The following is an 18,312-nucleotide window of genomic DNA, read 5'->3' on the forward strand; positions in this document are numbered from 1 at the left end:
ACAGAGTTACGGCGGCCATGGCGAGAGGGAAACGCCCGGTAACATTCCGAACCCGGAAGCTAAGCCTCTCAGCGCCGATGGTACTGCCCTGGAGACGGGGTGGGAGAGTAGGACGCCGCCGGACAACCATTCACGAAGGGCCCCAGCCGCCAGGCTGGGGCCCTTCGTCATTCCCCGATGACACCGCCGTCGTTGGCCTCATGGGCACAGCAGGCCACGACCGGCGGCGCTCGGGGTGCCGCGTCCAGACATTCCGACTGTCGGTGCTCGAGGGGATGAATGGCCCGCAGGCTGGACGCTGAATTCCGCCGGGCCCGCTCGTGAAGACGGCGCGATGCCGAGGCGTGTACTCCGGCTCGGGCACATGGTCAGGCCCTGGTCCGTCACGTGACGGAGCAGGGCCTGATGGGCGGGGTCAGGTGCTCAGGGGACGGCTCGCCTGATCGTGGCGTGGGTGAGTGCCCCCAGCAGGACGACGAGAACCAGCGGTATGCCAACGGCGACCACGCTCGCGGGCTGCGCACCGAACCAGTCGAACACCGTGCCCCACGAGTCGAGGCTGCCGATCAGGGCCATGCCGGCGCCCCCGAGGACGACGATGGCGGCGGATGCGACGTAGATGCCCGTCGTCCCCCAGCGCTTGTAGATCGCACCAGCGCCCAGCCCCACGGTCGCGGCCAGGACCAGGAGGGTGCAGTGGATGAGGGCGAGGAGCGCCGGGTTCTCGACGACGATCCCGCCAGGTGACCAGAAGTAGAGCGAGAGCCCCCAGCCGTCCGTGGCGTTCTCGGCCGCGGCGAGCACGGTCAGGATCAGGGCGTAGGCGGCGGACAGTGCCATGGCGAAGACAGCGGTGCCGAGGAAGAACGTGCGCCGGCTGATCCCTGCGCCCATCGCGAGCGGCAGCAGCTGCGTCGGAACCTGGGCGAAGGTGACCAGGACGACGATGTAGAGGGCTGCCAGCCCGCCGGTGTCGGCGTCGTCGGCGGAGCTTCACGCCGCCGTCCACAGGGCACCAGGGTCTCGCAGGCCCCTGGGTTCATTACTCATGTAATGGACCATGGAGGCTGTCGAGGCGGACGTGCAACCGTGGCCGGCACGGCGTGCGCCGTCTGTCGCATCCGGCCGGAATCGTGCCGATACAGGATGAGTTCCTTCTTGTGATCTCGGAGCTTGTCTTGTCCCTCACCCCTGCTGCGCTACGACGCAGCGTCCGCACGCGGCTGCTGGCCGCTTTCCTCGGCGTCGCCGCCGTCATGGTGGCCCTCGGCCTCATCAACGTCGGGCAGATGTCCTCGATCCACGAGCAGGTGGAGGAGTCCGCTGCCCGTGACGTCCTCCCGCTCGCCGACCTGCAGAAGCTCACCGCCGACTTCCAGGCCTACTCCGTCCACGGCCTCGTCGCCGCCCTCGGTGCCTCCCAGGGGCAGATGGAGACCGCGCAGCTCCAGAGCGGCCTCCAGCAGGAGTCGAAGGCCGCCACCGATGCCGACATCGAGCAGCTGCGCAAGAACACCCCGGCCGAGCTCCAGGACCAGGCGGATCTGCTCGCCGCGGACTGGACCGACATGGCGGAGAAGGACGCGGCCTACCGGGCGGCGACGGCCTCCGGCGCCCCGAACGCGCAGACCCTGGGCAACGCCGCCACGGCGGCCTACCTGACGTTCCAGGCCGACGTGTCGGACATGAAGGACGCGCTCGTGGCCGACGAGAAGAAGAACCGCGCCGCGATCGCCGACTCCTTCGACACCGCCCGCCTGTTGACCCTCGTCCTCCTCGCCGTCGGGACCGCGCTGGCCGTCGGGCTCGGCATCGCCATCGCCCGCAACATCCGCCGCCGGATCGCGCTGGCGCGTCAGGTCGCCGAGGCGCTCGCCCGGGGCGACCTGTCGCATGTCCTCGAGGACGACTCCGAGGACGAGCTCGGTCAGCTCGGGGCCGCCCTGTCCCAGGGTGTGCACCGGATGCGCGAGATGGTCACCGGAGTGGTGGCCTCGGCCGCCTCCATGACCGCGCTCGTCGACGACCTGAGCCGGGCCACAGCGGACGTCGTCGACGCCTCGCGGGCCGGCGCCGCCCATGCGCAGTCGGTCTCGCAGACCGCTGCCGGCGTCTCGGGCAACGTGGCCCAGGTGGCCACCGGCGCCCAGGAGAGGAGCTCCTCGATCCGCGAGATCTCCAGCTCCGCGCAGCAGGCGGCATCGGTCGCCGACGAGGCCGTGCGGATCGTGTCGAGCACCAACGACACCCTCGCGCAGCTGGGCAACTCCTCGGTGGAGATCGGCAACGTCATCAAGGTCATCACCGGTATCGCCGAGCAGACCAACCTGCTGGCGCTCAACGCCACCATCGAGGCGACCCGCGCCGGGGAACTCGGCAAGGGGTTCGCCGTCGTGGCGACCGAGGTCAAGGAGCTGGCCCAGGAGACGGCGAAGGCCACCGAGGACGTCGCGCAGCGCATCCAGGCGATCCAGTCCGACTCCGGCGAGGCGGTCCGCGCGATCGGCCAGATCGGGCTGACGGTCGACAAGATCAGTGCTCTGCAGACCACGATTGCCGCGGCGGTCGAGCAGCAGACGGCCGCCGCCGCGGAGATCGACCGCAGCATCGGCACCGCCGCTCGCGGGAGCCAGGACATCGCCACCGGCGCCGAGGCCGTCGCCTCGTCGTCGGAGACCAGCGCGGGGCGCATCGACGAGTCGCGCCGGCTGGCCGAGGAGCTCGCCGGCCGCGCCGGTGAACTCCGCGAGCAGGTCGGGCAGTTCACCGTCTGACCCATCTCCCACGACCGCGCGCCGTCCACTGCCCTCGGGGTGGTGGGCGGCGCGTCGGCGTTACGGTGACCGGGTGCCCCGCCGTGCCGTGATCGCCCTCGTCGGCGCTGGGCTGGTCCTGACCGGCTGCGGTGCCGATCCTGCGACCGGTGCCCAGGTGGCGGCGGAGGCGGAGCGCATGCTCGAGGAGCGGACGGGCGTGGCGTCGGAGGTCCGCTGCCCCGCAGAGCCCGCCGCCGAGGTGGGTGTCGAGCTGCGGTGCGTGCTCGCGCCCGAGGGGGAGGGGCAGGAGTACGGCGTCACCGTCCGGGTCACCGCCGTCGACGGCGACGTGCTGGACCTCGACGTCCAGGTGGACGACGAGCCGACCGGCTGACGGCGGCTCAGAGGGCCGCGGCGAGCGCTTCCAGGTCCTCCACGGTGCTGTCCAGGTGCGGCGAGACACGCAGCACCGGGCCCGTCATCTCCCCCGGGGCGCGCTCCGGGCCGATCGCGCTGAGCACGATGCCGTGCTCGGTCAGCAGCCGGCTCCGGGTCTCGACGACGTCGACGCCGTCCGGCGGCAGGAGCGTGGTGGTGGCGGTGGGCTCGTCGACGGGCTCGACCACCCGCCAGCCCGCGACCCCGTCCAGCAGCTCGCGGGTGCACCGGCCCAGCGCGGCCAGCCGTTCGCGGACGGCGTCCGGGCCCGCCGCCAGGTGCTCCCCGGTGGCGACGACGAGACCGATGCGCCCCGCGACGTGGGCCTCGCCCGACTCGAACGCCCGCATCGGTGGCACGCCCTCGGGCTCGGGCAGCACCGGCACCAGCTCGGCGGCCAGGGCGGGGCGGACGAACAGCATGCCGACGCCGCGCGGCCCTGCCAGCCACTTGCGCGAGGTGCTGTAGACGGCGTCGGCGCCCAGGTCGACGTCGACGTGGCCGAGGGACTGGGCGGCGTCGAGCACGAGAGGCACCCCGGCCTCCCGGCACAGCGCGGCGACCTCCCGGGCCGGCTGCAGCAGTCCGCGGTGGCTGCCGATGTGGGTCAGCAGCACGAAACGTGGGGGATCGGTGGCCAGCAGTCGCGCGACGCCGTCCAGGTCCGCGCGGCCGAGCCCGTCGACCGGCAAGGGCTCGGGCCGCAGGCCCACCGCCCGGAGCTGGGCGATGTTGGGCGCGTACTCCCCGGGCAGGCAGGCCACCCGCGACCCCGCCGGGAGGCGCCAGCCGCCGAGGAGCGCGGCCAGTGCCGCCTGGGCGGACTCCACGAAGGCCACGTCCGCGGCCGCCATGCCGACCAGGCCGCCGAGGATGCTGCGCCCCTGCTGGAGCAGGTCGTCGGCCGTCGCCTCGGCGACGTAGCCGCCCAGTTCGGCCTCGTAGCGCGCGTGGTGCGCCGCCGCCTCGAGGGCGCGGTGCGTCTGCCGGCTGGACGCGGCGCTGTCCAGGTGCCGGCCCGCCGGCCGCGGACGGACCGAGCGCCAGGAGGCGCCCAGTTCCTCGGAGGGAAGGCGGTCCTGGTGCGGGGCGGTCACAGGGTGAACGCTAGGCGACGCGGTTGTGGCGTCAGCTGTCGAGTTCGCCGCGTGCCACCGACACCCCGGAGTGGGTCGGGTCCCCGTCGATCGGCTCGACCGAGACGTCGACGAGCGGGAACTCCCCCAGGTCCAGGGCGGCGGGCAGCTCGAAGGTCTGCGTGCCGGGCCGGAGGACGCCGAGCGAGACCATGTCGACGACGTCGGGCTCGATCAGCCACAGCTCGTAGTACTCGTCCTCCAGGGCTGGGGCGTCCAGGTCGACCTGCAGGGCGCGGGAGTCGTCCTCGCGCACGACGACCTCGGCCCGCCCCGTCGCCTGCTCGTCGGTGAGCGCGTCGAGGGCGACGGCGGTGACGGGCTCGGTGGCGTCGTCCCCGCGAACCAGGGCGGTGACCCCGGCGCCCAGCACGGCTCCGGCGACGGCCGCGGCGGCAACCAGCACGAGGCCGCGCCTCTGCTGGGTGACGTCCTCGGCATCGGGGCCGGGGCCGAAGGCGCGCACCGCCATGCCGTGCACCTGACCGGACCAGCGCTGGTAGGCGAGCGCGAGGGCCTGCTCGTCCCCTGCTGCGAAGCGGCGGCCGATCTCGGCGTCGTCGGGGTCCACGGCGCCGAGGGGGGCCGTGGGGTCGTCGCGCACGACCAGGACGCTACTGGGCGGCGGCGGTGGCGAGACGAGCAGCTCACTCATGGCGTGCCGTCCTCTTCGCTCCGGATTTCCACCCCCTGCTTCGCCCGCGGGAACCCTGCTGGATGCAGGTCGCGTCGTCCCGGCGGCACCGGGAGGATGGCCGGGTGCAGCACCGGGACCGGGACGCCGAGGGAAGGGCGCGCAACGCGCGTCCGCGCGACGCGCTGGGCCGGCCGCTGCCGCACGGCGCCGTCGGCGAGGACCGTGCGCCCGAGGGCATCGTCCGGGAACCGGCCGTGGCGCTGGCCGAGGCGCAGGCGCTCCTCGACGCGGGGCGGCCCTTCCACGCGCACGAGGTGCTCGAGGACGCCTGGAAGTCCGCGCCCGAGGAGGAACGGCAGCTGTGGCGCGGGCTGGCCCAGCTCGCCGTCGGGCTGACGCACGCCGCCCGCGGGAACGACCCCGGCGCTACGACGCTGCTGGACCGGGGCGCCGGCAACGTCGCGCCCTACGCCGACCGTCGTCCGCACGGCGTGGACGTCGCGGGACTGGTCACCTGGGCGCGCCGGCTGGCCGCCTCACCCGTCGACGGACGCGATCCCGCCCGCGGCGCGCCGCGGCTGCGCGGATGATCCTCAGCCCGCCCGCGCGCGGGCGTACCGGTCCAGGGCGACCTGGCGCTCGTGCGCGTGGTCGACCACCGGCGCGGGATAGCCGGCCGGGATCCCGCCGGGCGCCGTCCACGGCTCGTGCACGTGTGCCGGGTCGAGGTCACGCAGCTCCGGGACCCACCGCTTCACGTAGACGCCGTCGGGGTCGAACTTCTTGCCCTGGGTGATCGGGTTGAAGATCCGGTAGTAGGGCGAGGCGTCGGTGCCGGTTCCGGCCACCCACTGCCAGCCGTGGTTGTTGCTGGCCAGGTCGCCGTCGACCAGGTGCTCCATGAAGTACCGCGCCCCGAGCGTCCACTCCTGGTGCAGGTCCTTGACCAGGAACGACGCGACGATCATCCGCACCCGGTTGTGCACGTAGGCCTCGCCCACCAACTGGCGCATGCCGGCGTCGACGATCGGAAAGCCCGTGCGGCCGGCCTTCCACGCGGCGACCAGCTCCTCGGCGGAGGGGCCGCTGTCGTAGCCCATCGCCTGCAGCTCCGGCTTGAGGTACTCGCGGGCGGATTCCGGCCGGTGCCACAGCACATCGGCGTAGAAGTCCCGCCAGGCCAGCTCGTCGGTGTAGCGGCGCACCGACTCGGTCTGCTCGACGGCGGCCAGGTCGGCCAGCAGCGTGCGCGGATGGATGCAGCCGTACTTCAGGTAGGCCGACATGCGGCTGGTGCCCTGACCGGCGGGCACGCTGCGCCCGTCGGCGTACCCGAGCAGCCGTTCGTCGCGGAAGCTCTCCCACGCGGCCAGCGCCGCGGCCTCCCCGGCCGGGAGCAGCTCGACGCCGCGCAGGCCCGGAGCGGGCGACGGGTCCTCGGAGGGGACGCCGTGCCGCCACCGCACGCCGTCGGGGGAGGACGCCGGTGCGCGCCAGCCGTGCTCCCGCCAGGCCCGGGCGAAGGGGGAGTAGACACGGAACGGCGTCCCGTCGCGCTTGGTGATCCGCCCCGGCGTCACCGCGTACGGCGAACCGGTGCGCACCAGCGGCACGTCGCCCAGCGCTCGCTCCACCGCCTCGTCCCGCTGCCGTCCGTAGGGGCCGGCGTCCGCGCTCACGTGCACCGACGTCGCGCCGACCTCGCCGGCCAGCGCCGGCAGCACGCGTTCCGGGGCGCCGTGCCGCAGCACGAGGGCGCCGCCGAGGTCGTCGTCCAGCCGGGCCAGGCAGTCGAGCAGGAAGCGGCGACGCGGATCGCCGGAGGGACCCCACAGCCGGTCGTCGAACACGAACACCGGAACGACGTCGCCGTCCGCCGCGTCGGCGGCCGCCAGCTGCGCGGGGTGGTCCCGCAGCCGCAGGTCCCGGCGGAACCAGAGCAGCGCGGCAGGCATCCAGCGAGCCTAATGGGGATGTACCTGATCGGTTCTGAAGCAAGATCAGGTGCCCGAGCCGCCGGCGGGGAAGCACTTCTGCAGCCAGGTCCGCTGGTTGAGACCTACTAGGAGCGGACGGGGGACCGCGCCTGCGGGGACCTCCGGTACCGAAAGTCCCCTGATCGGGGACGGCGCTCGCCGCGCGCAGGGGTGATCATGGTCGGGTGCCCGAGTTGCCCGAGGTGGAGGCGCTGGCCGCGTTCCTCCAGGAGAACGCCGTCGGCCGCGTCCTCGCGCGTGCTGACCTCGCCGCCGTCCAGGCGATCAAGACCTTCGACCCGCCGCTGTCCGCGCTCGGCGGGTTGGAGATCACCGGCGTCGGCCGGCACGGCAAGTTCCTCGACCTCGACGTCTCCGGCATCCACCTCGTCGTCCACCTGGCGCGGGCCGGCTGGCTGCACTGGCGGGACAACCTGCCTCCCGCCCCGCCGAAGCCCGGCAAGGGGCCGCTCGCGCTGCGGGTCCACCTCGCGCCGCTGGACACGGACCCGCCCGCCCCCGGCTTCGACCTCACCGAGCAGGGCACCCGCAAGGGCCTCGCAATCTACGTCGTGCGGTCGCCGGCCGAGGTGCCCGGCATCGCCCGGCTCGGCCCCGACGCCATGGCGGTCGACCGGGAGGACTTCGCGCGGCTGATGGCCGGGCGCAGCGGGCAGCTCAAGGGCGCGCTCACCGACCAGACGCTGATCGCCGGCATCGGCAACGCCTACTCCGACGAGATCCTGCACGCCGCGCGGCTCTCGCCGTTCAAGGGTGCCGACAAGCTCAACGACGACGAACTGGTCCGTCTCTTCGATGCGCTGCGGACGACGCTGACCGAGGCGCTGGACCGCCAGCGGGGCCAGAAGGCGGCCACGCTGAAGGGCGAGAAGCGCTCGGGCCTGCGGGTGCACGCCCGCACCGGCCTGCCGTGCCCGGTCTGCGGCGACACCGTGCGCGAGGTGAGCTTCGCCGACACCTCGCTGCAGTACTGCCCCACCTGCCAGACCGGCGGCAAGCCGCTGGCCGACCGGCGGATGTCCAAGCTGCTCCGGTAGCCGGCCCGCTATCCGGGCAGCGTCGACAGCAGCCGGGTGAAGGCCCGGACCAGCACCGACGAGCGCACTCCGGCGTCCTGGGCGGACTCCGGAGCAGCCGAGCCGACCGCGGTCCACCAGTCGCGCAACGGCGGCGGGTCCAGGACGTCGATCCGCTCGCCGGGCTGCGGGACGGCGACCTCGATGCCGCGCGGTCCGGCGGCTGCCAGCAGCCGCTGCACCGGCTCGGCCCAGCGGTGGAACGCCAGGTTGAAGGTCGCCCAGTGGATCGGGAGCAGGATCCCGCCGCCGAGGTCCCCGTGCGCCCGCACGGCCTCCTCCGGATCCATGTGGATAGCGTGCCAGGCGTCGTTGTAGGCGCCGATCGGCAGCAGGGTGAGGTCGAAGGGGCCCAGCCGGGCACCGATCTCGGCGAACGCCGGCGTGTAGCCGGTGTCGCCCCCGAAGAACACCCGGTGCCGGGGACCGGTCACCGCCCAGGACGCCCACAGCGTCGTGTCCCGGTAGAAGTAGCGGCCGGAGAAGTGCCGCGCCTCGGTGCAGGTGAGCGTGAGCCGGCCGATGTGGTGCTCGCCGTCCCAGTCGAGCTCCACGATCCGCTCGTCCGGCACGCCCCACTTGCGCAGGTGCTCCCCGATGCCCAGCGGGACCACCCAGGGTGCGGTCTGCGTGCGCAGCAGCGCCTGGACCGTGGGGAGGTCGAGGTGGTCGTAGTGGTCGTGCGAGATGAGCACGGCGTCGACCGGGGGCAGCTCGTCGAGCTCCACCGGCGGCTCGTGCAGCCGGGTGGGCCCGAAGACGGGCGACGGCGAGACGCGGTAGCCCCAGACCGGGTCGAGCAGCACCCGCTGCCCGTCGATCTCCAGCAGGGCGCTGGCGTGCCCGAACCAGGTGACGGCGAGCTCGGCGGCGTCGACCGGGAGCTCCGCGTGTGCCAGCGGGATGGGCCCGCCCGGCAGCCCGACGTGCCGCTCCTCGTGCCACTGCCGGAGCAGGCCGTCCCGGGTGTTGGCCGGTGACAGCGCCGGCGTCGGCAGCCGGTTGTGGAACTTGCCGTCGGAGAACTGAGGGGAGCCGGCGACCACGCGCTGCAGCCTGCGGCGGTGTGCGCCCAGCGCCCGGGGGAGGCCCCAGGCGGCGGCGGTCACGAAGCCCACCGGGCCGGCGAGGAGGGTGGCGACGGCGGCACGGCGGAGGGTTCGGGACGGCACGGGTCCCAGTGTCCCAGTTGTGGCTGTGCCGCCGCTGTGACCCGGAATGATCAGGCGACCTGATCATTCGGGGTCCTGGCTCACCGCTGATCGTGAGCCAGGACCCGGAATGATCAGCAGACCTGATCACGATGGTCAGGCGGCGATGGCGGCCACCGGGGCGGTGCGTGCGGCCCGGCGGGCCGGCAGGACCGAGGCCGGCAGCCCGGCCAGCGTGGCGACGACGACGATGGCCCCGATCTGCAGCCATGGCACGTCGAGCACGACCACCCCGACATCGCCGAGCACCGTCGCGGCCCCGATCAGCCCATAGCTGCCACCCAGGAGGACGCCGAGCACCGCGGCCACGCCGGCGACCAGCACCGCCTCCCAGGCCAGCAGCCCGCGCAGCTGCCCGCGGGTGAGCCCGAGAGCCCTCAGCAGCCCGTTCTCCTGCCGCCGCTCGACCACCGACAACGCGAGCGTGTTGCCCACCCCGATGACGGCGATCACGACCGCGACTGCCATCAGCCCGGTCACGACCAGCAGCATGACAGCGCCCAGGCGGCGACGACGGCGACCCCGATCGACAGCGTGGCCGGGATGAGGCCGTCACTGGCGACAGGGGCGTAGTAGCGCAGCGCCGCCAGCACCGCGCCGAGCAGGCCGACGGCGAGGCCGCCCCGGCCCGCCCACCGTGGGGCGTAGGCCGCGAGCGAGTAGACCGTGATGAGCGCCGCGACGTTGGCCGGCAGGAACTCCGGCACGACGACGAGTTCCAGCAGGCTGGCGCCGATCACCACGGCTGCCGCCGGCACCGGCGCCGTGCGGCGCCAGGCGAGCGGCGCCGTGAGCAGCAGCCCGACGGCGAGGGCGGCGTCCTCGTAGGGCGTGTAGCCCGTGGCGGGCAGGAACACGGTGAGCAAGCAGACGGCGGCGGCCAGCGCGGCGTCGACGACGAACGGGCGCTCCCGCGTCCACTCCGTCAGACGCTCCAGGGGCCGGGCCACGCCGACGACCCTAGGAGGAACGACGCCGAATCTCGTCGTCCCGCAGGGGGAGATGTGCGTCCTCCCCTGGGCGGAGGGTAGGAACCCGCCGTGACCGAGGACGAGGGCGGCGATTCCGCCTGCCTGCTGCGCAGGGTGTGCCCGGCCTGCGGGCGGGTGGCCGACGAGGACCCGCCGACGCGGTGCCCGGCGTGCGGGGAGGCGCTGCCGGACGAGTGAACCCCAGGCGGCAGCCGCTCGGCCGACGAGGGCACCTGCGTGCACCGGCCGGCGCCGTCGAACCGCCATCGGTGGGCGGGGTGGACCGGTCGCTCGTCCTCGACGCGGCCGGCCGCCAGCGGCAGCAGGCGGTGCGGGCACCGGGCCGCGAACGTCCCCCTGCGGCACGCAGCCGGACCACGACGTAGGCGTCCCTCTGCACCCACCGGGAGCGGCGTCGTCCCGACGTCGGCGAGGCGGGCCACGGCGACCAGCCCGTCGAGGGCGCTCGAGGACGTCGCCGGACCTCGGTTCCGGGGTGCTGCTCGTGTCGATCGATCGTGCAAAACCTTGTCCCGGCCGTGACCTCGTACCGGCTGGTAGCCCATACAGTGACGCCGACCACACCCCGACCCCCTGTGGAGGGCCGCGTGACCCCACCTCCAGACCGGCGGGCGCTGACGCCCGAGGAGTACCTCGAGGCGCAGAACTCCCCGGAGTTCGCCGAGCTCAAGCGCCGCTTCCGCCGCTTCGCCTTCCCGATGACCTTCGCGTTCCTGGCCTGGTACCTGCTCTACGTCCTGCTCTCGACCTACGCGCCGGACTTCATGTCCACCCAGGTCTTCGGCAACGTCAACCTCGGCATCCTGCTCGGCCTCGGCCAGTTCCTCACCACGTTCGTGATCACGCACCTGTACGTGGCGCACGCGAACAAGCGGACCGACCCGATCTCCGACGAGATGCGCGAGCGGCTCGAGCGCCACGACTTCGCACCCGGCACCGGCACCCACGAGACGACCGGAGGGGCCACCCGTGCCTGACCTGATGGCCGCCGACAGCACGATCGGCAACCCCACGATCAACATCGCGATCTTCGGGGGCTTCGTCCTCATCACCCTGGCCATCACCTTCAAGGCCAGCCGCAACAACAAGAGCGCGGCGGACTACTACGCCGCCGGCCGAAACATCAGCGGCACCCAGAACGGCCTGGCCATCGCCGGTGACTACCTGTCGGCCGCGTCCTTCCTGGGCATCGCCGGCGCCATCGCCGTCTACGGCTACGACGGCTTCCTGTACTCCATCGGCTTCCTCGTGGCCTGGCTGGTCGCCCTGCTCCTGGTCGCCGAGCTGATGCGCAACACCGCCCGGTTCACGATGGCCGACGTCCTGGCCTTCCGGATGCGGCAGCGGCCGGTGCGCATGGCGGCGGCGATCTCGACGCTCGTCGTCTCGCTCTTCTACCTGCTGGCGCAGATGGCCGGTGCCGGTGGCCTGGTCACCCTGCTGCTCGGGGTGACCGGCGAGGCCGCGCAGGCCATCGTCGTCACCATCGTCGGCGCGCTGATGATCTTCTACGTGCTGGTCGGCGGCATGCGCGGCACCACCTACGTGCAGATCATCAAGGCCTCGCTGCTGATCATCGGCGCGCTCGTGATGACCCTGTGGGTGCTCGGCAAGTACGGCTTCAACCTGTCCGCGCTGCTCGGCGGGGCGCAGGACATGGCCGTCGAGGGCCGCGACGTCACCAAGCCCGGCGCGCAGTACGGCGCCACGAACGTCTCCAAGCTGGACTTCGTCTCGCTCGGCCTGGCCCTGGTGCTCGGCACCGCGGGCCTGCCGCACGTGCTGATGCGCTTCTACACGGTGCCGACGGCCAAGGACGCGCGGAAGTCGGTGGTCTGGGCCATCTGGCTGATCGGCATCTTCTACCTGTTCAGCCTGGTGATCGGCTACGGCGCCGGTGCGCTGGTCGGCCCGGAGCGCATCCTCGGCGCCCCGGGTGCGGTCAACGCGGCGGCCCCGCTGCTGGCCTTCGAACTGGGTGGCACGGTGCTGCTCGGCATCATCGCCGGCGTCGCCTTCGCCACGATCCTGGCGGTGGTCGCGGGCCTGACCATCACGGCGTCGGCGTCGTTCGCCCACGACGTCTACGCCTCGGTGATCAAGAAGGGGAAGGTCACCGGCAACGGCGAGGTCAAGGTCGCCCGGATCACCGCGGTCGTCATCGGCGCGATCTCGATCGGACTGGGCATCCTGGCGCTGCAGGCCGGCCTGAACATCGCGTTCCTGGTGGCCCTGGCCTTCGCGATCGCGGCGTCGGCCAACCTGCCCACGATCATCTACACGCTGTTCTGGAAGAAGTTCACCACCCAGGGCGCGCTGTGGTCGATCTACGGCGGGCTGATCGCCTGCCTGGTCCTGATCGCCTTCTCGCCGGTGGTCTCGGGTGGTCCGCTGAACGCGACGACCGGGAAGAGCACCTCGCTCCTCCAGGACGTCGACTTCTCCTGGTTCCCGCTGAACAACCCGGGCCTGGTGTCCATCCCGCTGTCGTTCTTCCTCGGCTGGCTGGGCAGCAAGCTGTCCAAGGAGAAGCCCGACCAGCTCAAGAACGCCGAGCTCGAGGTGCGGGCCCTCACCGGCATCGGCGCGGAGAAGGCCGTCGCCCACTGAGGAAGGACCCCCGCGCCCCTCGCTCCGCTCGGGGCGGGACCCTGCACGGGGGCCAGTTCCAGCATCTCGCCAGGCGCGCGTCCCTTCGGGGGCGCGCGCCTCGCGCGTTCGCGGGGCCGTCGCCCCGGGGGCGGGACCTCGCGGGGGGCCGCCGTCCACACGGTCGAGCGTGCGGACGGCGTGCCGGGAGTGAGGTCGGTGCCCATCGGTGCGTCAGGTGCGCGGTGGAGCAGCCGGATGCGCGGTCGACGGCGGGCCCGGCAGCGATACGACATCCCCCGGCACGTGCGGATTCAGGCGGCGGCCGCCGGGGCCGCGGCGGGCTCCGCGGTGGGGACGGCGGGAGCGGGCACGGCGGCGAGGGTGACGGCGCGCTGACGGTGGCGCAGCGCCCAGCGGGCGGTGAGCCCGGCGAGGACGACCATCCCGCCCAGCGTCGGACGGCCCGGATGGGCCAGGGCAACGGCGATGGCGGCGGCGTAGACCACCGACAGCAGGACGGCGGCGAGCGGCAGGTGGGGCAGGCGCAGGTGCAGGAACGGGTGCACGGCGAGGACCTTCTTCTCGGTTGTGGGCCCGCCGGGCCGGCGGCCGCACCCGCGAGGGGCGGCCACCGGCACGGCGACGGCGCAAACGGGGGGTAGGCCAGGGCCTACTTGAGCATGTCCTTGGCCTTCTGCAGCATCGACTGACCCTCCATCTGCGGCGTCGGGAACAGCCGCGGGTCGCCCGGGGGCAGGATCGGGGCGTCGGCGGTGGCCTCGATCGGGCGGGCCGAGAAGGTGCCGCGGCCGTCGATCGAAGGGCCGGAGGCCCAGCGGCCGGCGGCGGCGTCGGGGCCGTCGGAGGCGTCGATGAACACGTAGCCGAGGTCGCCGACCTCCTCCTCCAACGGGAACGCCTCGGGCACCGGCACGTTCTCCAGCCCGTCGGCCTTGAGCTCCTCGAGCGCGGCCAGCCACTGCTGCTGGTGGTAGTGGTCCCGGGTGATGAGGAACCGCAGCATGTCCTTCACGCCCGGGTCGTCGGTCATGTTGTAGAGCCGGGCGACCTGCAGCCGGCCCTGCATCTCGGCCGTGGCGTTGTACATGAAGTCGGCGTACAGATTGCCGCTTGCGGTCACGTACGCGCCGGTCCAGGGATTGCCCATGGAGTCCATGTACGAGGCGCCGGCACCGTTGACGATCGCGTGCTGCGGGTTGTGCTGGCCGTACCCGGCGGCCGCCTCCTTGGTGCGGTCGGCGGCGTCGGGCTTGAGCGGGATGTGGTCGAGCAGCCGGTCGATCATCGTCACGATCATCTCGACGTGGGCCAGCTCCTCGGTGCCGATGGCGAGGAGGAGGTCCTTGTACTTGCCGGGGAGCCGGCAGTTCCAGCCCTGCAGCAGGTACTGGGTGGCGACGGTCATCTCGCCCCACTGACCGCCGAGGACCTCCTGCATCTTGCGGGCGAAGTCCGGGTCAGGGCCGTCGGGCTTGGCCTCGTACTGCAGAGCGTGGGTGTGCGTGAACATCGGTGCTCCCTGGTGCTCGGTCGTTCCTGTGCTGTCGCGCCGCCGCTGCTGCGGTGACACCGAGGAGATGCCCCCGCCCGATGGCCCGACGGTGCCGACCGCTGGCCCGCAGGGGCCGACCTGCTCTGTCGTGCCGAGTGGGGCCCGGAGGGTTCCGCGCAGGCGCGACGGAGGCGCTCAGCACAGGCCGGGACGGCACCTGGCCGCGGTGTCGTCCGGAGGACGACGTTGTCATCTGTCGGGGAGCTGCACGGTGAGCGTGAACGCCTGGCTGTTGCCCGCCCACACGATCCGGCCGCCGAGCTCCCGGGTCTGCCGGCACACCGACCACAACCCCAGCCCGGTCAGGTCCAGCGGGGGCTCGGTTCGGCTGAGGTGGCCCACCACCCGGCCCGTGGGAACACCGGCCTGGGTCAGCGACAGGTCCACCCAGCCCCGCTGCCGGCCCACCCGCAGCAGCACCGGACGCCCGCCGCCGTGCCGGTGGGCGTTCTCCAGCAGGTTGCTGAGGATGCGCCCCACCCGGGCGTCGGCCACGCGCACCTCACCGGCATCGTCGGCCACCTCGACGGTGAGCTTCCCCCGGGGAAGGCCGGAGGAGGCGACGGCGGCCAGCAGCACGTCGCGGAGCAGCCGGGTGCCGGCCCGGGGCGGTGCACCCGCGGTCGCATCGGCGGTGCGCAGCATCGAGCAGAGATGCGCCGTCTGCGCCCGGGCCAGGTCGAGCAGTTCCGCGCCGCCCTCCGGCGTCCGGTCCAAGCTGCCCAGGACCGCCTCGAGAGAGGCCAGCGGGCTGCGCATGTCGTGGCAGAGCGCGCGCAGGACGGCGTCCTCGGTGGTGGGCGGGGGGACCGTTCCGCCCCGCCGCGGGCGCGGAAGATGCGCGCGGAGCACTCGGGCGAGATCGTTGAGCAGTCCGTGGCTGGACTTCGACGTCGGCACGTCAGGAGCGAGGGTCACGGGCACCTCCTTCCGGGGATCCGGTCAGCAGCGCCGGGGCACGACGGCGACAGGGGAGATGTGTCGGAGATCGACAGCGCGCTCACGGCTGAACGCGGAGCGCCGGTGGACGTGGTGGTCGTGGACGACCACCAGCTGTTCACGCGGGGCCTGACCCTGCTGCTGCCGGGGCTGAGCGGCGGCAGGGTGCGGGTGGTGGGGACGACGGACGACGCGTCGGCGGCGGCCGCGCTCGTGCGGCGGCACCACGCGGACGTGGCGATCGTGGACCTGCACATGCCGCCGCCGGGCGGGACGAGGGCGATCGCGGCGATCCGGCGGGCCGACCCGATGGTGCGGGTCGTGGCACTGTCGGGGCTGGCGGAGGCCGACGCGGCGATCGAGGCGCTGCGGGCCGGGGCCGCCGGCTTCCTGCCGAAGACCGCGGACCCCGAGCACCTGGTGCGCCCGCTGCTGGCTGTGCTGGACGGCTGGTCGGTGATCCCCGAGGCGCTGCTGCGGCAGCTGCTGGACGAGGCGACCCCGGCCGGGGAGCAGAGCATCGCCGACCAGCTGACCGCGGACGAGCGGCGTCTCTGGCGGCTGATCGCCGACGGCACCAGCACGGTGGACATCGCCACGACGCTGCACGTCTCCGAGCGGACGACGAAGCGGCTGGTGGCGCACCTGCTGCGCCGGCTGAACGTGGCCACCCGGGTGGAGGCGGCCGCGCTGGCCGGACGGGTCGGCCTCGGCCGGGACGGCGGGGGCGGCACGGCACGGCAGGCCGGTGGCCTGGCCGGATGAGTGCCGCGCGGTGACATCGCGAGCCCAGCTACCCGCCCCGATGATCGTCACGCGCGGGGTCAGGAAAGGTTCACCTTCCCATGGTGCCGTTGTCCGACCGGGCGTCAGGACCGTGGAGGGGAGAGCGCGCCGGCCCACGGTGCGGAGGCGGCCGCGGTGAAGGCCGGCGTCTCGGCGGCGGCCATGTCCACGGCCGCGTAGCCGCCGCTGCCCGCGCCCACGCACGCCATCACCGTGGCCAGCCCGTCGCGGCGCTGGAACCACGACTGCTTCACCTGCCAGCCGATGACCGCGCGGCGCTCGAGCACGACCTGCTCGCGCACCAGCCAGCCGCGCCGGACGCTGAACGAGCGCGGCCCGGCGGCGTGCCCGAGAGCGGCGTAGAGGCTGCGGGCCAGCAGCACACCCAGGACGGTGCCGACCGCACCGGCCACGGCGAGCTCCCAGTGGCCCGTGGAGATGCCGAGCACGAGCCCGCCCGCCGTGACGGCCAGTCCCCCGACCAGGGCCCGGACGATGCGGCGTCGTCGGGCCGCGGGCGGGTGCGGGGTGAGCGGGCCGGGGTCGGCGACCAGCAGGTCGGCCAGCGACCACGCCTCGGCCCGCGGGCCCAGCGGCAGCAGCTGACCGCGGCGTGCGGCGTCGGCCAGGCCGGTGACCAGGGCGGTGGCCCGGCCGGCGCCGACCAGGCGCATGCCGAGTCCCTCGGAGACGCTGACCCCGCGGACCCGGTCGATCTCCAGCTCGGTGTGCCGGCGGGTGAAGAGCCCGCGGGTGGCGACGAGCGCGCCGCCGCGCCGGACCAGCCGGAAGCCCCAGTTCACGATGGCCGCGCCGATGACCGATCCCGCGACCAGGAGCAGCAGTGTGACCCCGACGGCGCCGGCAGCCACGGCCCAGGCCGCGGGCAGCTCGATGTCGAACTCGTCCTCGAGCGGATCCCCGGGGATGTCGTCGAGCACGCGGGAGAGCGCGCCCAGGGCGGCGGCGGGGAGAGCGAGGTAGCTGCCGACGAGCGGTGCGTAGAGCAGCCAGCGGTTGTCCCAGCGGGAGAGCTCCTCCTCGACGGGCTCCGGCGCCGCCTCGTCGACGCCCGTCGCGGGGGTCTGGCTGCGGTGGGTGAGGACGGCGACCCGCAGCCGGTCGCCCTCGGCGCGGGGGACGCCGTCGACGACGACCTCCTCGTTCTCCCCGGCGGCGCCGGCAGCGGCGTCGATGCGGACCCGCACCAGGCCGAAGACGCGGTGCAGCAGCGGGACCTCGACCTCGACGCCCCGGATGCGGTCGTTGGGCACCGTGCGCACCGAGCGGGCGAGCAGGCCCCGGGTGATGACGACGGCGCTCGGCCCGTCCGCGTAGGAGAACCGCCACCAGGAGAGCGCGGCGGCGGCCAGCGAGACCACGGTGATGCCGACGGCCAGGATCGCGACCGTCGTCAGCCCGCCGCCGAAGCCGAAGCCGGCCACGATCGGGATGAGGACCGGGACCAGCTGCCGGGCCTGCTTGAACGTGACGGTGTGCACCAGGACGATCCGGGACGAGGTGCGGCGCACGTCGGGCGCCAGGAGCGGCGGGGTCACGTCGCCTGGTCGCGGACCAGCTCGGCCCGGCGGGCGAGGTCGTCGGCCACCCGCTGGGCCACGAGGTGCTCCAGGTGCCAGATGCGCACGGTGCCCTGGCTGGACGCGGTGAGGACGGCGACCGTGGCCAGCCCGAACATCTGCTGCAGCACGCCGCGGGTGACGTCGACGGTCTGGATGCGGCTGATCGGCACCAGCGTCCAGGTCTGGGTGAGCCAGCCGGTGCGGGTGTAGGCGGCCTCGGCGGTGATCTCCCACCGGTAGATCCGGTGCTTGATCCGCGGGCGGATGCCGATGGCGACGACCGCGTAGAGGAGGCCCAGCGCCGGGAGCACCCAGCGGAGCACCGGCACCGGCCCGCCGGCGTCCGCGGGCACGAACAGCAGGAAGGCGCCGATGCCCAGCCACAGCAGGATCGTGCTGATCGCGCTCTCGACGGTCCACAGGCCGATCGCGGACCGGGGCAGTTCCCAGGCTGTTCCTGAAAACAATCTGACGCTGCAGAGGCAGAGGATAGTGCGAAGCATGGTGGACCAGGGATACTAGCAAAAAAACAAGGAGCACTATAGCGTGAAGATGAGAATATAACTAGATAAAAAGTACACTGAGCGAACTACTGA

20 protein-coding genes, 1 rRNA gene and 1 pseudogene are annotated in these 18,312 nt (G+C 73.3%); 9 read left to right on the forward strand and 13 right to left on the reverse strand.

Translation table 11 applies throughout. The annotated features are described in order from the left end of the window. The first annotated feature begins 7 nt into the window (after positions 1–7). Positions 8–124 (forward strand): 5S ribosomal RNA (gene rrf / locus C5508_RS15170). Positions 125–423: 299 nt separating this feature from the next. Here the strand turns inward: rrf and C5508_RS15175 are convergent. Further along, positions 424–894 (reverse strand): hypothetical protein, encoded by a 471-nt coding sequence (locus C5508_RS15175; protein WP_104525784.1) that lies wholly within the window; start codon positions 892–894, stop codon positions 424–426. A 284-nt stretch (positions 895–1,178) separates the two neighbouring features. Here C5508_RS15175 and C5508_RS15180 point away from each other — a divergent pair, with 284 nt between their 5' ends. Together C5508_RS15180 and C5508_RS15185 are read left to right on the forward strand one after the other, a co-directional pair. Next, complete coding sequence (locus C5508_RS15180; protein ID WP_157944113.1) at positions 1,179–2,774, forward strand: methyl-accepting chemotaxis protein; 1,596 nt, start codon at positions 1,179–1,181, stop codon at positions 2,772–2,774. A 73-nt stretch (positions 2,775–2,847) separates the two neighbouring features. Continuing rightward, complete coding sequence (locus C5508_RS15185; RefSeq protein ID WP_157944114.1) at positions 2,848–3,150, forward strand: DUF4333 domain-containing protein; 303 nt, start codon at positions 2,848–2,850, stop codon at positions 3,148–3,150. Positions 3,151–3,157: 7 nt separating this feature from the next. Here C5508_RS15185 and egtE read toward each other — a convergent pair whose 3' ends face one another. Together egtE and C5508_RS15195 are read right to left on the reverse strand one after the other, a co-directional pair. After that, positions 3,158–4,291: an ergothioneine biosynthesis PLP-dependent enzyme EgtE gene (egtE, locus tag C5508_RS15190; RefSeq protein WP_104525787.1), complete on the reverse strand. Its 1,134-nt coding sequence runs from the start codon at positions 4,289–4,291 to the stop codon at positions 3,158–3,160. 31 nt (positions 4,292–4,322) lie between these two features. Then, positions 4,323–4,985 carry an anti-sigma factor domain-containing protein gene (locus C5508_RS15195; protein WP_198598110.1) on the reverse strand — a complete coding sequence of 221 codons (663 nt, stop codon included), beginning with the start codon at positions 4,983–4,985 and terminating at the stop codon, positions 4,323–4,325. 104 nt (positions 4,986–5,089) lie between these two features. Between C5508_RS15195 and C5508_RS15200 the strand changes: the two genes are divergently transcribed. Next, complete coding sequence (locus C5508_RS15200) at positions 5,090–5,557, forward strand: DUF309 domain-containing protein (RefSeq protein ID WP_232797168.1); 468 nt, start codon at positions 5,090–5,092, stop codon at positions 5,555–5,557. A 3-nt stretch (positions 5,558–5,560) separates the two neighbouring features. On the opposite strand, the gene C5508_RS15205 is transcribed toward C5508_RS15200, so the two are convergent. Further along, positions 5,561–6,922, reverse strand: coding sequence for a cryptochrome/photolyase family protein (locus tag C5508_RS15205; RefSeq protein WP_104525789.1), 1,362 nt, complete (start codon positions 6,920–6,922; stop codon positions 5,561–5,563). Positions 6,923–7,128: 206 nt separating this feature from the next. On the opposite strand from C5508_RS15205, the gene C5508_RS15210 reads away from it, so the two are divergent. Further along, on the forward strand, positions 7,129–8,001 hold the full coding sequence (locus C5508_RS15210; protein ID WP_104525790.1) for a DNA-formamidopyrimidine glycosylase family protein: 873 nt from the start codon (positions 7,129–7,131) through the stop codon (positions 7,999–8,001). Positions 8,002–8,009: 8 nt separating this feature from the next. On the opposite strand, the gene C5508_RS15215 is transcribed toward C5508_RS15210, so the two are convergent. The 3 genes from C5508_RS15215 to C5508_RS15225 form a co-directional block, all read right to left on the reverse strand. After that, complete coding sequence (locus tag C5508_RS15215; protein ID WP_104525791.1) at positions 8,010–9,212, reverse strand: MBL fold metallo-hydrolase; 1,203 nt, start codon at positions 9,210–9,212, stop codon at positions 8,010–8,012. A gap of 135 nt (positions 9,213–9,347) precedes the next feature. Then, complete coding sequence (locus C5508_RS15220; protein ID WP_198598111.1) at positions 9,348–9,731, reverse strand: FtsX-like permease family protein; 384 nt, start codon at positions 9,729–9,731, stop codon at positions 9,348–9,350. Further along, entirely contained in the window at positions 9,728–10,201 is a 474-nt protein-coding gene (locus tag C5508_RS15225; RefSeq protein WP_104525793.1) for a DUF7134 domain-containing protein, read from the reverse strand. Before C5508_RS15225 ends, C5508_RS15220 begins: the two co-directional genes overlap by 4 nt. Positions 10,202–10,291: 90 nt before the next feature. On the opposite strand from C5508_RS15225, the gene C5508_RS20525 reads away from it, so the two are divergent. Then, the gene (locus C5508_RS20525) at positions 10,292–10,420 is read left to right on the forward strand and encodes a hypothetical protein (RefSeq protein ID WP_269801791.1); all 129 of its coding nucleotides are present in this window, start codon (positions 10,292–10,294) and stop codon (positions 10,418–10,420) included. Between the two features lie 32 nt (positions 10,421–10,452). On the opposite strand, the pseudogene C5508_RS20750 reads toward C5508_RS20525, so the two are convergent. Continuing rightward, a pseudogene (locus C5508_RS20750) lies at positions 10,453–10,788 on the reverse strand (Rieske 2Fe-2S domain-containing protein); the annotation flags it as partial. 42 nt (positions 10,789–10,830) lie between these two features. Between C5508_RS20750 and C5508_RS15235 the strand changes: the two are divergent. Together C5508_RS15235 and C5508_RS15240 are read left to right on the forward strand one after the other, a co-directional pair. Then, on the forward strand, positions 10,831–11,220 hold the full coding sequence (locus tag C5508_RS15235) for a DUF485 domain-containing protein (protein WP_104525798.1): 390 nt from the start codon (positions 10,831–10,833) through the stop codon (positions 11,218–11,220). Beyond that, positions 11,213–12,853, forward strand: a complete 1,641-nt coding sequence (locus tag C5508_RS15240; RefSeq protein ID WP_232797169.1) for a sodium/solute symporter — start codon at positions 11,213–11,215, stop codon at positions 12,851–12,853. Before C5508_RS15235 ends, C5508_RS15240 begins: the two co-directional genes overlap by 8 nt. Positions 12,854–13,146: 293 nt before the next feature. Here C5508_RS15240 and C5508_RS15245 read toward each other — a convergent pair whose 3' ends face one another. The 3 genes from C5508_RS15245 to C5508_RS20530 all read right to left on the reverse strand — a co-directional run bounded on the left by C5508_RS15245 (position 13,147) and on the right by C5508_RS20530 (position 15,326). Beyond that, complete coding sequence (locus tag C5508_RS15245) at positions 13,147–13,401, reverse strand: hypothetical protein (protein WP_232797170.1); 255 nt, start codon at positions 13,399–13,401, stop codon at positions 13,147–13,149. Between the two features lie 104 nt (positions 13,402–13,505). Continuing rightward, positions 13,506–14,366: a manganese catalase family protein gene (locus tag C5508_RS15250; RefSeq protein WP_104525794.1), complete on the reverse strand. Its 861-nt coding sequence runs from the start codon at positions 14,364–14,366 to the stop codon at positions 13,506–13,508. Between the two features lie 231 nt (positions 14,367–14,597). Beyond that, entirely contained in the window at positions 14,598–15,326 is a 729-nt protein-coding gene (locus tag C5508_RS20530) for a sensor histidine kinase (protein WP_104525795.1), read from the reverse strand. Positions 15,327–15,431: 105 nt separating this feature from the next. Between C5508_RS20530 and C5508_RS15260 the strand changes: the two genes are divergently transcribed. Next, complete coding sequence (locus C5508_RS15260; RefSeq protein ID WP_104525800.1) at positions 15,432–16,112, forward strand: response regulator; 681 nt, start codon at positions 15,432–15,434, stop codon at positions 16,110–16,112. Positions 16,113–16,216: 104 nt separating this feature from the next. Here C5508_RS15260 and C5508_RS15265 read toward each other — a convergent pair whose 3' ends face one another. Together C5508_RS15265 and C5508_RS15270 are read right to left on the reverse strand one after the other, a co-directional pair. Continuing rightward, positions 16,217–17,692: a PH domain-containing protein gene (locus C5508_RS15265; protein WP_232797171.1), complete on the reverse strand. Its 1,476-nt coding sequence runs from the start codon at positions 17,690–17,692 to the stop codon at positions 16,217–16,219. Continuing rightward, positions 17,689–18,183, reverse strand: coding sequence for a PH domain-containing protein (locus C5508_RS15270; RefSeq protein WP_232797172.1), 495 nt, complete (start codon positions 18,181–18,183; stop codon positions 17,689–17,691). Before C5508_RS15270 ends, C5508_RS15265 begins: the two co-directional genes overlap by 4 nt. Between the last annotated feature and the right edge of the window lie 129 nt (positions 18,184–18,312).

It is taken from the genome of Blastococcus atacamensis, from assembly GCF_002938425.1.
Taxonomy (GTDB): Bacteria; Actinomycetota; Actinomycetes; order Mycobacteriales; family Geodermatophilaceae; genus Blastococcus; species Blastococcus atacamensis.

What these genes read in the sequence shown, in the direction of transcription:
- C5508_RS15175 (WP_104525784.1), bottom strand. Translation starts at nt 894, where the DNA reads ATGGGCGCAGGGATCAGCCGGCGCACGTTCTTCCTCGGCACCGCTGTC.
- C5508_RS15195 (WP_198598110.1), bottom strand. Translation starts at nt 4,985, where the DNA reads ATGAGTGAGCTGCTCGTCTCGCCACCGCCGCCGCCCAGTAGCGTCCTG.
- C5508_RS15205 (WP_104525789.1), bottom strand. Translation starts at nt 6,922, where the DNA reads ATGCCTGCCGCGCTGCTCTGGTTCCGCCGGGACCTGCGGCTGCGGGAC.
- C5508_RS15250 (WP_104525794.1), bottom strand. Translation starts at nt 14,366, where the DNA reads ATGTTCACGCACACCCACGCTCTGCAGTACGAGGCCAAGCCCGACGGC.